This window comes from Scytonema sp. NUACC21 (assembly GCF_054684315.1).
Genome location: NZ_BAAFZH010000103.1, coordinates 93,713 through 109,335, shown reverse-complemented (window position 1 = coordinate 109,335; position 15,623 = coordinate 93,713). Strand labels below are relative to the sequence as shown.

8 protein-coding genes and 1 CRISPR repeat array are annotated in these 15,623 nt (G+C 42.3%); of the genes, 5 read left to right on the top strand and 3 right to left on the bottom strand.

Annotated elements, in window-relative coordinates:
• The first annotated feature begins 82 nt into the window (after positions 1–82).
• From ACYRY3_RS34880 to ACYRY3_RS34870, 3 genes are all read left to right on the top strand, one after another.
• Positions 83–1,390 carry an RNA-guided endonuclease InsQ/TnpB family protein gene (locus tag ACYRY3_RS34880; protein WP_460206388.1) on the top strand — a complete coding sequence of 436 codons (1,308 nt, stop codon included), beginning with the start codon at positions 83–85 and terminating at the stop codon, positions 1,388–1,390.
• A 192-nt stretch (positions 1,391–1,582) separates the two neighbouring features.
• Positions 1,583–1,939: a helix-turn-helix domain-containing protein gene (locus ACYRY3_RS34875; protein ID WP_460206245.1), complete on the top strand. Its 357-nt coding sequence runs from the start codon at positions 1,583–1,585 to the stop codon at positions 1,937–1,939.
• 172 nt (positions 1,940–2,111) lie between these two features.
• A CRISPR array of direct repeats spans positions 2,112–2,866; the repeat unit is 37 nt; unit sequence GTTTCAATCCCTGATAGGGATTCAGTGAAATTGTAAC.
• Between the two features lie 135 nt (positions 2,867–3,001).
• Complete coding sequence (locus ACYRY3_RS34870; protein ID WP_460206244.1) at positions 3,002–6,598, top strand: nSTAND1 domain-containing NTPase; 3,597 nt, start codon at positions 3,002–3,004, stop codon at positions 6,596–6,598.
• A 117-nt stretch (positions 6,599–6,715) separates the two neighbouring features.
• On the opposite strand, the gene ACYRY3_RS34865 is transcribed toward ACYRY3_RS34870, so the two are convergent.
• Both ACYRY3_RS34865 and ACYRY3_RS34860 read right to left on the bottom strand, forming a co-directional pair.
• Positions 6,716–7,468 (bottom strand): hypothetical protein, encoded by a 753-nt coding sequence (locus ACYRY3_RS34865; RefSeq protein WP_460206243.1) that lies wholly within the window; start codon positions 7,466–7,468, stop codon positions 6,716–6,718.
• Positions 7,469–7,792: 324 nt separating this feature from the next.
• Entirely contained in the window at positions 7,793–7,930 is a 138-nt protein-coding gene (locus tag ACYRY3_RS34860) for a hypothetical protein (RefSeq protein WP_460206242.1), read from the bottom strand.
• A 365-nt stretch (positions 7,931–8,295) separates the two neighbouring features.
• On the opposite strand from ACYRY3_RS34860, the gene ACYRY3_RS34855 reads away from it, so the two are divergent.
• Together ACYRY3_RS34855 and ACYRY3_RS34850 are read left to right on the top strand one after the other, a co-directional pair.
• Complete coding sequence (locus ACYRY3_RS34855; RefSeq protein ID WP_460206241.1) at positions 8,296–10,161, top strand: ScyA-related TPP-binding enzyme; 1,866 nt, start codon at positions 8,296–8,298, stop codon at positions 10,159–10,161.
• Positions 10,162–10,196: 35 nt separating this feature from the next.
• Positions 10,197–11,297 (top strand): 3-oxoacyl-ACP synthase III family protein, encoded by a 1,101-nt coding sequence (locus tag ACYRY3_RS34850; protein WP_460206240.1) that lies wholly within the window; start codon positions 10,197–10,199, stop codon positions 11,295–11,297.
• A 59-nt stretch (positions 11,298–11,356) separates the two neighbouring features.
• Here the strand turns inward: ACYRY3_RS34850 and ACYRY3_RS34845 are convergent, their stop codons facing one another.
• Positions 11,357–15,037 (bottom strand): WD40 domain-containing protein, encoded by a 3,681-nt coding sequence (locus tag ACYRY3_RS34845; RefSeq protein WP_460206239.1) that lies wholly within the window; start codon positions 15,035–15,037, stop codon positions 11,357–11,359.
• Positions 15,038–15,623 lie beyond the last annotated feature (586 nt).

Here is a 15,623-nt window from a genome sequence, read left to right as displayed (position 1 = left end):
TGTTAGCATAGGTTCAGCTAATTAAATCAAGGAGGTGATACCACTGGCTAAAAACAAGAAAGATAAAAAACCAAAACCCTTAATGGGAATTCAGCAAAACGTAATTTACTGTGATGCTGATACTAAAGCTATTTTGATTTTTCTGTGCGAACAGTCAAACAGTTTGTATAACTGTGGAATTTACTGGGCAAGACAAATATTCTTTAAAACCGGAAGAATAATTTCTAAGTTCGATCCAGTTTACGAAGTTGGCAATAACATTCATGCCCAAGCAATGCCATCTGTGCCAGCACAGCAAACTTTGTTGAGCGTGTCTGAAGCATTTAAATCTTTTAAAGGTTTGAGAGAACTATTTTTCAAGGGAGAGTTAAACCAAAAGCCAAAACCACCAGATTACAGAACTTCTGGTGGTTTGTTTAAGGTTGCGTACCCTAACATTGGTGCGGGTAGACCAACTTTAACGGACAACGGGTTGATTCGTTTCCCATTAGGATTGCAAATTAAGCGTTGGTTTGGCATTAAAGAATTTTTCCTTCCACTTCCAATCAACCTTGATTTCAAAAAAATTAAGGAATTCACAATTCTTCCAAAAAACGGAGAGTTTTACTTAGAGTGTAGCTATGAAGTGGAGCCAGTAAACATTAAGTTAAATGTCAACCAGGCATTGTCAATTGACTTGGGGACTTCTGCTAACTTAATGGCTTGTGTTGATACTTTGGGTAATTCGTTTTTAGTTGATTCTAGACACGCCAAGTCGATGAATCAACTTTACAATAAGCGAGTAGCTAACCATAAAGAAGGTAAACCGCAAGCATATTGGGATGGTTTCTTAGACAAATTGACTCGCAAACGCAATTACCAAATGCGTGACATGGTGAACAAAGCAGCGAGAATTGCAATTAACCATTGTCTCACTCATGGGATCGGAACAATCGTAATTGGTTGGAATGAAGGCATTAAAGACGGCGCTGATATGGGACGCAAATCCAATCAGCAATTTGTACAAATGCCTTTAGCCAAATTAAAAGAACGAATTAAACAACTGTGTGAAGTCTACGGTATTCGCTACGTTGAAACAGAAGAAGCCAACACTTCTTGTGCCTCATATTTAGATGGAGACTCCCTACCCAAGCATGGAGAAAAACCGATTGGGTGGAAAGCATCTGGTAGGAGAATTCTTCGTGGCTTGTATCGCTCCAAAGATCGTAGTTTAATCAACGCTGACCTTAACGGCAGCGCAAATATCTTATGCAAAGTAGCCGGAAACTTAGGCATTGACCTAAGCAGACTGGGTAGGCGGTGTTTGACCACCGCGATGCGTGTTAGGTTGTGGGCAACCAAATCTAATACAACTCTGAAGAATCCCCGTGCGTTTACGCCGGGGAGTTAGTCAACGATACACACATTAATGTAGATAATGCCAAATGAGTTAACCAGCTTGCTCGTTGAACTCAAATATTACCACACCCTAAAGCTTTTGTATTCACACTTACAATTAAATATAAGTAGAACGACTTAAAAAAACCAAACTATGTAAAGATAAGTAAATACGTATAATGTATCTAGCACGGTAAAAAAAGATATGGGCAGCCGTTTAAGGATATTTCTAACTCCGCAACAAGATAAAGCTCTTTTCAACCTAAGAACGGCAGATGTACCGCAAAAAGTGAAAGACCGAGCACAAGTACTTAGATTGAGCGCACATGGTTGGTATGTGGAGAAGATAGCGGCGCACTTTAACTGGACTGAACAAACAGTAAGAGAAGTTTTGCATAGGTGGCAAAAGCTAGGTATGGAAGGTCTTTGGTATAAACCAGGGCGTGGACGAAAACCCAGATGGACTGAAGCTGACATAATGTTTTTAGAGGATTGTTTAGAAAAAGAACCACGCACATACAACGGTGTTCAACTAGCGCAAAAATTAGTACACAACGTGTAAAATTTAGCTCTCATTCTTCTGCTTAACCTTCTGCTGACAACCCAGCAATAAAGAAAAAAAAACGTGTAAAATTTAGCTCTCATTCTTCTGCTTAACCTTCTGTTACATAGTTGTAAAAATTTCCCCCGACTTACTTATGCTTCCAATTTTGAATTAAATTAGGAGAATTATGGTTTCAATCCCTGATAGGGATTCAGTGAAATTGTAACGTACCACCATGCCGGGAATTAAGATATGTATGAATAGTTTCAATCCCTGATAGGGATTCAGTGAAATTGTAACTTTAATCTTCATGTAGTTACCGCTAGCTGAAGATGTGGGGTTTCAATCCCTGATAGGGATTCAGTGAAATTGTAACCGTGGGATTATCGCCAGTGGGAGAAATATTACCCTGGTTTCAATCCCTGATAGGGATTCAGTGAAATTGTAACCAAGGAGTGCGATCGCACCTCGGATAACGTGTAGTTTCAATCCCTGATAGGGATTCAGTGAAATTGTAACCCATCACTTTCAACTTATCGATAGGTTGATACTTGTTTCAATCCCTGATAGGGATTCAGTGAAATTGTAACCGTAGATCCGAGAATTCCCCTTTGGGTTATTGAAGTTTCAATCCCTGATAGGGATTCAGTGAAATTGTAACACTATTACAAGCGATCGCTCATCCACTTGCAGAGGTTTCAATCCCTGATAGGGATTCAGTGAAATTGTAACGGATAGTTCAATGCTCGATTATACTCAGCATCACGTTTCAATCCCTGATAGGGATTCAGTGAAATTGTAACTCATTAAAGCAAGTTGCGATCGCAAATTTTCAAGAGGTTTCAATCCCTGATAGGGATTCAGTGAAATTGTAACCACGCTCGGAAGTTGGCGAAGGAAGCTTTAAAGTTTCAATCCCTGATAGGGATTCAGTGAAATTGTAACAGCCCCCTACACTATTTTTTAAATTCTTTTTCCCAAGGTGAATCTTTATTTAGTTCAGTTCGACAAGCAAGAGATAAGTTACAAGAACTTGCAGACGATCGAGATATTGCAAAGCACCTACCGGGAGTCAGTTGGTTGCCAATTATCTGTCAAAATACAACAGAGCCTCCACCAAGTTGGGAAGATTTGGGAGGACTGTCCGGGGAACTTCCTGATTGTCCCTATCAGGGTTTATCTGCATTTCATCAGGAAAATGCAGATTTCTTTTTTGGTAGGAAGAAGTTTATTGCTTCTCTTGTGGAAGCAGTCAACAGCAACCCCCTCGTACCTGTTATTGGCGCTTCCGGCAGTGGGAAGTCGTCTTTGGTGTTTGCAGGGTTAATTCCGCATTTACAAGCTACTCTTGATGTAGGAATAGTCAGTTTTCGTCCGGGGAAGAATCCTTTTGATGCTTTGGCTGCGGCGTTAAATCCTCTTTGTCAGTCCTTGGTACGACAGCAGCAAGGAGATGTAAGAGAAAATGCTCGCTCTTCGATGGAAATTAATTTAAAGAAAGACCTAGAGTTAGATAAAACAAGCTTATACCATTACGTTAAAAATATTGTAAGATATTCAGGATATCAGCATTTAGTGTTGGTAGCTGACCAGTTTGAAGAACTTTACACTCTAGCAACACAAGCAGAGAGCCAACCTTTTTTAGATGCGTTGTTGTATGCTGTCCAATTTGGAAGAAAGTTTACGTTGGTGCTAACGCTCAGAGCAGATTTTCTCAGAAATGCGCTTGATTATCAACCTTTTGGTGAGGCTTTGCAGCGGTATGCACCATTATTACTGACCCCAATGAACTCCGAAGAATTACGAGATGCGATCGAAGAACCTGCAGCAAAAATGAAGGTAGAGTTAGAGTCGGGCTTAACTAGTAGATTAATTAATGACCTTGGGAATCAACTGGGTCGTTTACCAATGCTTGAATTTGCTCTGACACAGTTATGGTCTAAACAGAAAAATTGGTATCTGACTCATGAGGCTTATGAAGAAATTGGTGGTTTAGAGAAAGCTTTGGCTAACTATGCAGATGATGTATTGAACCCGCTATCCGTCCCGGATAAAGAAAAAGCACAAAGGGTGTTTATTCAGTTAGTGCGTCCGGGGGAAGGGACGGAAGACACCAGACGCGTGGCGACTCGCACTGAGGTGGGGGAAGAAAATTGGGATTTAGTCAAACGCTTGGCGGATGCACGTTTAGTAGTAACTGGGTGGGATGAAATTGAGAAAATAGAAACAGTAGAAATTGTCCATGAAGCATTGATTCGGGAATGGGGAACCTTGCGGGAGTGGATCAAAGCTAACCGTGAGTTTCGCATTTGGCAAGAAAGATTAAAACCAGACGTGCAAGAATGGCAGGAGTTGAATAAGAACCACCAACCAGAAGCATTATTGCAAGGCACGCGTCTGGCAGTAGCACAAGAATGGTACGAGCAACGCAGAGAACAACTTACACAATCCGAGCAGAATTTTATTACCGCTAGCATCACGCGTCAACAACAGGAACTACGCCAAAACAAACGCAGACAGCAACTTATTGTGTTAGGGCTTGGTGGTGGTTTGGTAGTCACCTTGATCCTCACGCTTTTAGCATGGTGGCAATGGCAAAATGCACGTTTGAATGAAATCAAAGCGATCGGTCTATCAAGTCAAGCACTTTTAATATCATCTCAAGATTTTGATGCACTAATAGAAAGTTTGAAGGCATTTAAAAAACTGAATAAAACACCTTGGTTTCCCGCATTTTATCTACCTAAGGAAAAAGCAATTCTTCAACAGCAAATTAACATTTTATTACAAGAGGCACTTTACAAAGTAACAGAACGCAATCGCTTGGAAAGACATACAGATGAAGTCACAGACGTGAGTTTCAGCCCGCTTGGTAATACGATCGCTACTGCTAGCAAAGACAAAACCGTTAAACTCTGGAGTTTGGATGGGGCTCAAATACAAACCCTCCAAGGACATCAAGATTTAGTACAAAGCGTCAGATTTAGCCCAAAAGGCAAGATAATTGCCACGGCAAGTTGGGATGGAACTGTCAAACTTTGGACAACTGAAGGTCAATTAATGACTACCCTCAAAGACCATAATACAAAAGTGAATAGTGTGAGTTTTAGTCCTGACGGAAAGACAATTGCTAGCGCAGACGCCAAGGGATATATCAAGCTCTGGGGAATTGATGGTAAATTAATCAAAACCTTTAAGGGACATGAAAAGTCGATTTTGAATCTGAGTTTTAGTCCTGATGGTCATACTGTTGCTACTGCCAGCCAGGATAAGACAGTCAAACTTTGGAACCGGGACGGGAAAGAATTGCGAACCTTTGTTGGACATAAGGATTGGGTTTGGAGTGTGAGTTTCAGCCCTGATGGTCGGAAAATTGCTACTGCTAGTCGGGATGAAACTGTAAAACTCTGGAGCATGGAGGGACAGGAAATCAGAACCTTAAATGCTCATAAAGAAGCAACTAGCGTTAGCTTCACTCCTGATGGTCAAAAAATTGCTACCGTTGGTAGTGACCAAACCATCAAAATTTGGAGCGAGTCAGGTTCCCAACTCCAAACTCTGAAAGGACATAAAGATTGGATTTGGAGCGTCAGTTTCAGCCCCGACGGAAAAACGATCGCCACTGCAAGCAAGGATGGCACTGCCAAACTTTGGCAATTAAAAGGGAAGAAACATCAACTTCAACAGGTGCATAATGGTGCGATTTATAGCCTCAGTTTTAGCCCTGATGGCTCCCAATATGCCACTGCTAGTAAAGACAAAACCGTCAAACTTTGGCGGCGCGATGGTGAATTTATCAAAACTCTGAAATTAGATGACACCAGCAAGGACACATGGTTTACTCACGTTAATTTTAGCCCTGATGGACAAATTATTGCTACTGCTACTGCTGATGGTAATGTGATACTTTGGAATCGTCTGGGAGAAAAAATCAAAGCTTTCAAAGCGCACAATCAAAAATGGATTTGGCAAGTGAGTTTTAGCCCTGATGGCAAGACTTTTGCTACGGCAGGTCATGACGGTCTTGTCAAACTCTGGAACTTAAATGGCAACCAACTCCAAACCATTGAAGCACACACAAAAGATGAAGATGAAGATGGGGAAGGGGTCAATAGCGTCAGTTTTAGCCCTGATGGTAAAACTATCGCCACTGCGGGTTGGGACAAAACTGTCAAACTTTGGACAATTCCAGGAAAGCCAATCAAAACTCTTAAAGGGCATCTTGATGGAGTTCATAGTGTCAGTTTCAGTCCTGATGGCAAAACAATTGCTACTGCTAGTGAGGATAGAACTGTCAAACTTTGGACAATTCAAGGTCAATTCAATGGAAACATCAAAGGGCATAATGCTGCAGTCTTTCGTGTCAGATTTAGCCCTGATGGCAAAACAATTGCTACTGCTAGTTTAGATAGGACTGTTAAACTCTGGCATCTTGACGGAAAGCAACTGAAAACCTATCTTGGTCACGATGATTCAGTCTGGAGTTTAAATTTTAGCCCAGATGGTACTCACCTTGCTTCAGCCGACAACACCGGAAAATTAATTCTGTGGAATTTGGACTTGGAGTCAAATCAGCTACTAGTTGATGGTTGCAATTGGGTAAGCGACTATCTGAAAAACAATCCCCGTGTTACTCAGAGCGATCGCCGTTTGTGTGATGGCATTGAGACTCAGTAGCTTGAGGTAACGCTTTTTGAAAGATATTTTCTTAACTCAATCTTGACCGCCTGCACGGCTCGATTTCTAGTTTAGCAGTGCAGGCAATTCATTTTGTCAAATAAATTTTACAAGTGTTTACGGGGTGCAAAATTTGCGTGTGTATGGGAAACTCTTTACGTCTTGTTCCGTTACGTCGTAACCGCGAAACTCATCAATGTACTGGACAACAGTAGTGAAATTTTCATCTTTGTGGATTGTACCTTTGAGCAGAAAATCTTTGACTCCCCAAGCTCCCACTAAGTGTGCGCCTGCCAGAAGACCAGAAAGAGTAATTGGCTGACTACCACTTATTGATTGTCCGATGTAACTTCTTATAGACTTTCCTTGCTTTCCAAGCTCCTGATTGATAATATCATAGTTCATGTAAAAAGCTTCACGAATTATATATTCTTGAACATGAACATTATTGGCATTGCGGGAGTTCTTTAAATCTTCTAGACTCCAAACATTGCGCTTTCCTGTCCATGTGCCGTTCCATTCATTTCGAGTAGGACCCGGTTGACCTTTAACGTAGTAAGAACCGCACCTAGCTTGGTAGTAGCCAAGGTCAATCAGCAGCGCTTCTCCAAATTGATACTTGCCAATAAAACGCAACCCTCTCTCCTCCTCCCTATCATATCGTGGATTTTGTTGTCCTGTTTCCCTCCTGCCCAATGCATTCAGCATATCCGTGTAACTTCTATTACTTGCTTGAGCAGGGAGCGGATTGAATATAGAAGGAATGACTTGCATCATTCCAAATTCGAGTACAGTAAGTGGAGCTAAAGATACTACTCCTGCTAAAACTGTCCTCCAGATTGTTTTACTTGCAAAGGTACTTTTGGTCATCGTTTTTTTAACAACAATTGGTTGATTTAAAGTAGCCAGAGAGATGTAACCGAAACGGCAGTTGGCAGAGGTTGGCACAACGCAATAAGAGCGAGATAGTAGAAAACCTGCTAATTCTCCGTGTGAATGATGTTGTTTTCAGCAATTGAGTCATGAAACTTTGTCACAAATCAGACTTGATATTCATAGGAATGTGTTTTGATGGTGTGATGATTTTTTGAGCAGAAAGAGGAAACCAAGCTAATTGCTTGTTTTTTCCTGGTTCTACTTTTATATAGATCCAAATCCAATCAACTTATACAGTTGTGTGTCCCAAATGGCAATTTAGTCACATTTTGCATTCAACCTAGGCGATCGGTACTCTTCTGACGGAAGGGGAGTAACTTGCCAACTTGAGCGATCGCCGTTTGTGTGATGGGATTGAGACTCAGTAGCTTGAGGTAGCACTTTTTGAGACGACATTATCTCAACTTAACTTTAGATGCCTGCACGTCTTGAATTTTGGCTTACAGGCATTGTACATTATCGATGAAAATCATCGCCCAAAGCTCCACGTCCTTAAAGTGTAGAGCAATTCCCAGCAGCAGGTTGAAGAATTTCAAATATCCTCGTAGAGAATTGGTATTATTTCTATTTTTCTTCACTCATTAAAAAATGAGCAAACCGGGAGTGTATAAGTTGAAAAAAACTGAATCTATACATGAATGTAACTCTTCAGAACAGTGATGAAAAATGGTCGGTGTTCGGAGGGTTTTATTGGTACATCTTTGTAATACCCAATGATTAGAGTGGGTACTGCTGGAACACTTATTTACTTGTTTTAATTTATGAACACTAAATCTTTCCCTACCAACAAAAGTAAGGCAAAAAAAGGAAAAATTCATACTCCAAGGAAGTTAACATCAGATCGCAACAGTCCTCTAAATCATGAATCCGGTTCTGGCATTCTTGCTCCAACTCAGTCATCTTTAACCCCCTCGCCTGTTACGAATAACCAGTCAAATTCACAATCGGACGTTGTATCTGTCTCAGTCGCCTCTGCAATAGTCAAGATGCTGGAAAACATGGGAGTGCAATATGCATTTGGTGTCTCGGGGGGGGCAATTGTACCGGTGTGGCATGCTCTGCAACAGAGTTCAATTCAGGTTTTTCACTTTCGTCATGAAGTAGGAGCCGCTTTTGCAGCAGCTGAGGCATATTTTGCTAGCAATCGCCCTGTTGTCGTCTTCACCACCACTGGTCCGGGGATCGCGAATGCGTTAACTGGGTTATTTGCTGCACGTTGGGAAGGGGCGAAGGTGATTTTTGTCTCTGCTTCTACCTCAACATCGCAGCGCGGTCGATGGTCTCTTCAAGAAACCAGCACCTACACGATGCCTAGCACGGGGATTTTTACAAAGGAACCATTATTTCATTACGCAATTACTGTTGAATCCGGTGATGAACTTCCACAAATCTGTCAACGGCTAGCGAGAGGCTTAGCCCAATTAGGTGGCTTTGTCGCCCACTTAAGTATCCCTACCAATATCCAAACCAGCTTAATCAATCCATCCCTACCACAGGTTAGTTTGTCTTGTGCTTCTGCGATCGCCACTGAAGAAACCATCTCAAAATGTGCAAACTTGTTATCCCAAGACCCATTTGCCATTTGGGTTGGCTTTGGTGCCCGCTTTGCCGCAGCAGAAATTCGCCAACTTGCTGAGAGAACGAAAGCTATGGTGATGTGTTCGCCACGAGGCAAGGGTATTTTCCCTGAGAATCATCCTCAATTTGTGGGTGTGACAGGCTTCGCTGGGCATGAGTCGGTTTTAGAATATATGCGAGAGTCTCGCCCTATACGAACGCTGGTACTGGGAACACGTCTTGGTGAATTTACCTCTTTTTGGAATCCCGCAATGATACCTTCGCAAGGGATTGTGCATGTTGACATCGACCCAGAGGTTCCTGGAAGTGCGTATCCATTTGCCGAGACTTTTGCAGTTCAGTCTGATGTGAGATTGTTTGTTCAGGCGTTGCTGAAGTACTTACCCAAGCAGCAAAATCAGTCAAAGATTATATCGCGATGGCAACCCAAGCGCCATGTTATCAATCCACGCTCACAGGATGGGGTGCGACCGGAAGTACTTATGAATGAGATCCAACGGATTATTGTCGAGGAAAGCGATGCAGTGGTCATGGCTGAAGGCGGAAACTCATTTGCTTGGGCAATTCACCTACTGCGATTTACTCAACCGGGTCGTTTTCGAGTCAGCACAGGGTTCTCATCTATGGGTCATACTACCACAGGGGTTGTTGGTGCTGCGATCGCCCATCATGGTAAAGCCGTGACGATTGTTGGAGATGGTGCAATGCTCATGAACAATGAGGTCAGTACGGCTGTCAGTTACCAAATTCCTGCTGTTTGGATTGTACTGAATGACGGACGTTACAACATGTGCCATCAGGGCTTGAATATGCAGGGTTACGAAGGTATGGATACAGCAATTGCCCAGGCGGATTTTGTCAGGATTGCTTCTGGTTTGGGAGCTATCGGTATTCGTGTCGAAAAAGAGTCTGAGATACTTGCAGCATTGGAGACAGCAATGAACTCGACGGGTCCGGTTGTTGTTGACGTAATTATCGATCCAACTCAACTAGCACCCATTGGGGATCGCATTCAAAGTTTGATTTCCCAAGGCGCTACAAATTCCTAACAAATTTCTAACCAATTCCCATAAGGAGATTTATCATGTTACACAAGTCAGTGGGTATTCGCTCCCTTGCATTAAGCATGCCTTGCATCAAGCGTACAAACGATTACTACAGAGAAAAATACCCCGATTTGATTGCTACTGCCGAGCAAAAAAGTTTAGCTCGACTCTTTTCCCTTGCTAACTCAGCCCCCAGCAACGAATTTGACCAAGAAATGATGCCCTATCTGAAAGACCCTTTTCGTGGCACTATTGAACGAAGAGTACTTGGTCCAGACGAATCTTCTCTAACACTAGAGTATAAGGCGGCAAAAGATGCCATTGAAGCCGCTCAGCTTTCTCCCCAAGAAATTGACCTGATGATTGTTGCTTCGCTAATTGCCGAGCAAGTCGTACCTGGTAATGCAGCCTCACTTGCTGCTCAATTAGGTCTGACTGGTGCTGCATGGAATCTGGATTCGATGTGCTCAAATGCCATAGTTGCAATCCAAACTGCCGGTGCATTAGTGCGGGCGGGAGAGTACCGTAATGTGTTGGTGGTTCTCTCATGCACCTATTCTCGCTTTATTGAAGAAACTGATACCCTCTCCTGGTTTACTGGCGATGGTGCTGGAGCTTTAGTCATCAGTGCCCTTAAACCAAACCAGGGAATTCTCGGCACTAAAATTGTTCATACCGCCGAGACTTGTGGAGCCTTTTTTAGCGAACTGACAAAAGATGCATGTGGTCAGGAGCGAATTTTCCTAAGGACAGGGAAGAACGCCAACAAAGTACTCAGCAATATGGCTGTACCTTCTATACGGACATGCTGTGAAGGTGCTGTTGCTGCTGCGGGTGTGACTTTAGATCGAATAAACTTTTTTGCTTTCAATACACCTACAGCTTGGTATGCAAGCCTTTGTGCCCGAGCATTAGGCATTGAGATGGAACGTACAATTAACCTTTATCCTCAGTATGGAAACATTGGACCAGTACTTCCTCTTACTAATCTATACCACGCTGCAAAATCGGGCAAAATTCAAGAGAACGACTTAGTGCTTGTCTATACCATCGGTTCGGTATCCAATGCTGGTGCCACTGTTATGCGTTGGGGCGATGTTGGATTGGGTCCTTATCCTTGCCCTCCCCTCAAGGATTAAGGATTAAGGATTAAGGATGAAACTATGAGCGTTACAACGATTTACAATGGTAGTCTCATTTAAGCGCTCCCTATACTCGGATAACATTCCACGGCTCCTAAAGCTTTCAGGGTTTCAAGAGTTGCCTCATTTATACCTGTAATGCCAGTGATGTTCATACCTTCGTAAGGTCTTTTGTCTCTGAGAGTTTGGACGCAATCACCCGTCAAGACGTCCCAAAGTTTAATGCTACCGTCATGGCTAGCACTAGCGATCGTATCACCTTTTGGACTGAAGGTAACTGACCAAACCCAATCCGCGTGTCCTTGCAAAGTTTTGAGACATTCACCGGTACTCAGATGCCACAGCCTTACTGTATGGTCATCACTGCTACTTGCTAATAACTGAGAATCAGGACTGAAAGTCACTGACCGAACCCAGCCCCTGTGTCCTTGCAAAGTTTTCAAGCACTCACCTGTGCGGATATCCCATAGCTTCAATGTCTTATCTTCACTGGCACTTGCCAAAATGAAACCATTGGGACTAAATGCAACTGAATATATTCGATTGCTATGCCCTTGTAAAGTTTTAAGGCATTGACCTGTGTGGATATCCCACAGTTTTACTGTATGGTCATCACTACCACTTGCGAGAATGGGAGCATTGACACTGAAAGCCAGAGTAAATATGCGGTTAGAATGCCCTTGTAGAGATAAGAAGGATTTACCAGTTCTGATATCCCATAATTTGACTGCTTGGTCTTCACCGCCACTGGCAAGAACCGGACTCGTAGGGCTAAAAGCAACTGATAAGACTCCTCCAATGTGACCTTGCAAAGTCTTGAGACATTGACCTGTTCTAATATTCCACAGCCTCACTGTTTGGTCATCACCACTACTTGCAAGGAGGTTATCATCTGGACTGAAAGTTATTGACCATACCTTATTACTATGCCCCTTCAAGGTTTTAAGACATTCACCTGTACTGCTGTTCCATAACCTCACCTTGCCATCATTAGTACCGCTAGCAAGTGTAGTACCTTGAGGACTGAATCCTACTGAAAATACCCAATTCGCATGACCTTGTATGGTCTTGAGACAGTGACCGCTATTTACCTCCCAAATTTTTATTTCTTGGTCGAAAGTGCCGCTAGCAAGTATGGTACCTTGAGGACTAAAAGCGACTGACAATACCCGATTACTATGGTCTGCCAATATCCGGAAGCATTGGTCAGTAAAACAATCCCAAAGCCTGACTGTTTGGTCATTACTGCTACTCGCTAAGACCAGACCATCCGGACTAAAGGCAATTGACCAAAGCCCACTACTATGTCCCTGTAAAGTTTTGAGGCATTCACCAGTACTTGTATCCCACAACTTTACAGTATGGTCATCACTGGCGCTTGCTAGGATGTGACTGTTTTTCGGAGAGTAAGCAACTGACTGTACTCGCTTTGTGTGACTGTGGAGAGTGTTGAGGAGTTCACCAGTACGTGTATCCCACAACTTTATAGTGGAGTCATGACTACCACTTGCCAGAGTATAGCCATCCGGGCTAAAGACGACAGAGAATACCCAGTTGGTATGTCTTATGAGATTTTTATAAACCTGACCAGTACTTACGTTCCATAACTTTACAGTGTTGTCTTCACTGCCGCTTGCTAGAGTATGACCATCTGGACTGAATACCACTGAAAATACTGTACCGCTATGACCTTCTAAATTTCTCAGACAGTAACCGTTGCTGGTATCCCATAGCTTAATTGTTTGGTCTTCACCTCCACTTACAAGTGTCTGACCATCTGGGCTGAAGCAGACTGACCAAACCCAACCTTTATGTCCTTTGCAAATGAGCAATTGTTGACCGTCTGCTACTTGGTACAAGTGAATTTCACCATTTGTATCTCCTGCTGCCAAAAGCTTACCATTGGGACTAAAGGTTACTGATAAAATAGCTCCGAAACTTTCAACAAATGCCAATTTAGCTAAATTGGCATGAGCAAAATTTACATTGTGCAATTCTACACCTCGTAAATCTGCCTGTGAAATATTTAGGTACGAGAAATCATAGCCGCTTAGATCGGTCTCCAAATGCTTGAGTAGATTGAAAACATTTCCTCCCGTATACCCCGGTTCTAATGGAGATTCTTTTCGCAGTTTTGTTAGAATTTGAGTGAGTTTTTTTTCAATATCTTTTTTGCTTCTCAAATCTGTTAATAGACCATAAATTACTGGTTGAAGGATGAGGCGAATTTGAGTTTGCCGTACATAATCTTTTGCAGTCGTCTTAATCAAAGCATGGCTTCTAAAAAGTTTGATACTTTGTGTTGCAATTTCTTGACAAACTTGCTCTACCAATTGATTGGTCACATACTCCATTAGTACGGGTTGTAGTGTGAAGAGCGATACTGGGTTTTTAATAAGTGTAGTCTTCTCAAGTAGCGATCGCTGTACTAAAGACTCTAGAGCATTCAGGAATTTTTGTACTGGTATTGGCGATCCGATATCTTCTCGTAACTCTGATAGTGAAATTGGCTCGCGATTAATTGCCAGCCAGTACATGATGTCCTTTTCTAAATCTGACAAGCGTGAAAACTGCTGCTCTAAAAGCTCGCGAATGCTACCAAAGACAGATGTTTTTTGTCTGAGAAATTCAGAAACATGACCATTAAAAAGATCTAGTATTGTCGTTGAGACTATTTTCAAGGCTAAGGCGTTACCTGAATAACGCTCTACTAATGTTGTCAATTCTGACTCCGAACCACTGATTCCCTTAACTTCCAAAATTTTTTGCCCTGCTACTGCTTCTAGACCACCAAGTTGTAATGAACGAACAGGGAGGGTTTTTCCTTCAAGTGATGCTACCTCTTTGGGTTTTTCGCGAGATGTTAATAGCAAGCAACTTTGATGAATTTCTTGACCGACTCGTTTAAAAAGTAATCCATAATCTTCATAGCCTTCTCGATAGAAGCCTGCGCGATCGCCAGATTGCAAAATGGTTTCAGTATTATCAAGTACTATAAGACAGCGGTGTTTGAGTAAATACTCAATTAGTAACGAGATTCTACTGTTGACACTTTTTGGTAGGTCATTTTCTGAAACCTCTAAGTTGGAGACAAATTGAATCAAAGTAGGAAGGAGTTCAAAAAGTGGCGGGGAATTGTGGAGACTTCGCCAAATAACGTACTCAAACGACCCTTGAATTTGTTGCACTAGCTTGGCTGCAATAGAGGTTTTTCCAATTCCCCCCATTCCTAATAGCGCTACCAATCGACAACGCTCCTTTATCAGCCATTGCTCTAGTGTATTGAGTTCTGCTGTGCGTCCGTAGAACGTAGAGACATCGATCTGTTCTCCCCAGTCTGCACCCCTGTGAAATCCGTCCTGAGCAAGGGGAGCATCCCCCTTTAATCCCCCCTTACCAAGGAGGGAAAAAGGGGGGTTTGAATTTTGGATTGAATTCTCTGAGGTGTTCTGCGCTTCCTCTGCGTTCTTCGATTTGCGCCAAAACCGCTCTAGAGCCGAGCGAAAGTTGCTTTTGCTGACTTTTTCACCCAGTGCTTGGGTAAGCAGTTTCCACAGTTCAGGACCCACATGTTGCTTTACATACGCCACCGAGTATCTCGCTTCAGAAGCAATTTGCTCGTAGGTCAGATTCTCCCAAGAGCCTTTGAGGATAGCGATTTCTACTTGACTCAACCTTCTTCCTACGTTCACGAACGCGGCTTCATCAGCAACTTCCAACGCTTCCTCAAAGTTCATAGGCTATTGTATGAGTTTCTATGTCAACTCTACCATAGAAGTAACTTCACCGTAACTTCACCTTAACTTTACGGTATTGATAATTTATGGCGATCATCTACACTAAGTATGATAAATCAATAAAACTACTGCTTTGTGAAAAACTTAAACAAAGAAATCAATAATAATGATTGGTTGAAATTGTTGAGGGGGTGACCACTTCGTCTCAAAGCCCTATGAAATAAGGATAAAGAAGGGTGAACCTCAAAACTATTCAAGCAAATTAGGAACTTTAATCAATGAACAGCTACAAAAAATACATATGCCGATCGTATCGTCAGCAAGCAAGCTTGAACACATAAGAGATTTCATCAGTCGATTCTTGATAACAGTAAAAGACAATCATGATGTTGTCATGAAAAAACTGTGGATTTTTATTGATAGGTTTTCAATCACTGCCATATCTGATATCTTGCACCTTCTCAATAAGGGCTGTGCGGCATAGCCCTACCTACGAAAGAATCAACTTTTTGGGCTGTGATTTTTGCAATAAGGCGATGGTGCAAGATGTGAGATATCCAGCCAACAGCATCTGTATAAGTTGAAA

Excerpts from the sequence above, each read along its gene's own strand:
- ACYRY3_RS34880 (WP_460206388.1), top strand. The coding sequence starts at position 83 with ATGGGAATTCAGCAAAACGTAATTTACTGTGATGCTGATACTAAAGCT.
- ACYRY3_RS34875 (WP_460206245.1), top strand. The coding sequence starts at position 1,583 with ATGGGCAGCCGTTTAAGGATATTTCTAACTCCGCAACAAGATAAAGCT.
- ACYRY3_RS34865 (WP_460206243.1), bottom strand. The coding sequence starts at position 7,468 with ATGACCAAAAGTACCTTTGCAAGTAAAACAATCTGGAGGACAGTTTTA.
- ACYRY3_RS34860 (WP_460206242.1), bottom strand. The coding sequence starts at position 7,930 with ATGTCGTCTCAAAAAGTGCTACCTCAAGCTACTGAGTCTCAATCCCAT.
- ACYRY3_RS34855 (WP_460206241.1), top strand. The coding sequence starts at position 8,296 with ATGAACACTAAATCTTTCCCTACCAACAAAAGTAAGGCAAAAAAAGGA.
- ACYRY3_RS34850 (WP_460206240.1), top strand. The coding sequence starts at position 10,197 with ATGTTACACAAGTCAGTGGGTATTCGCTCCCTTGCATTAAGCATGCCT.
- ACYRY3_RS34845 (WP_460206239.1), bottom strand. The coding sequence starts at position 15,037 with ATGAACTTTGAGGAAGCGTTGGAAGTTGCTGATGAAGCCGCGTTCGTG.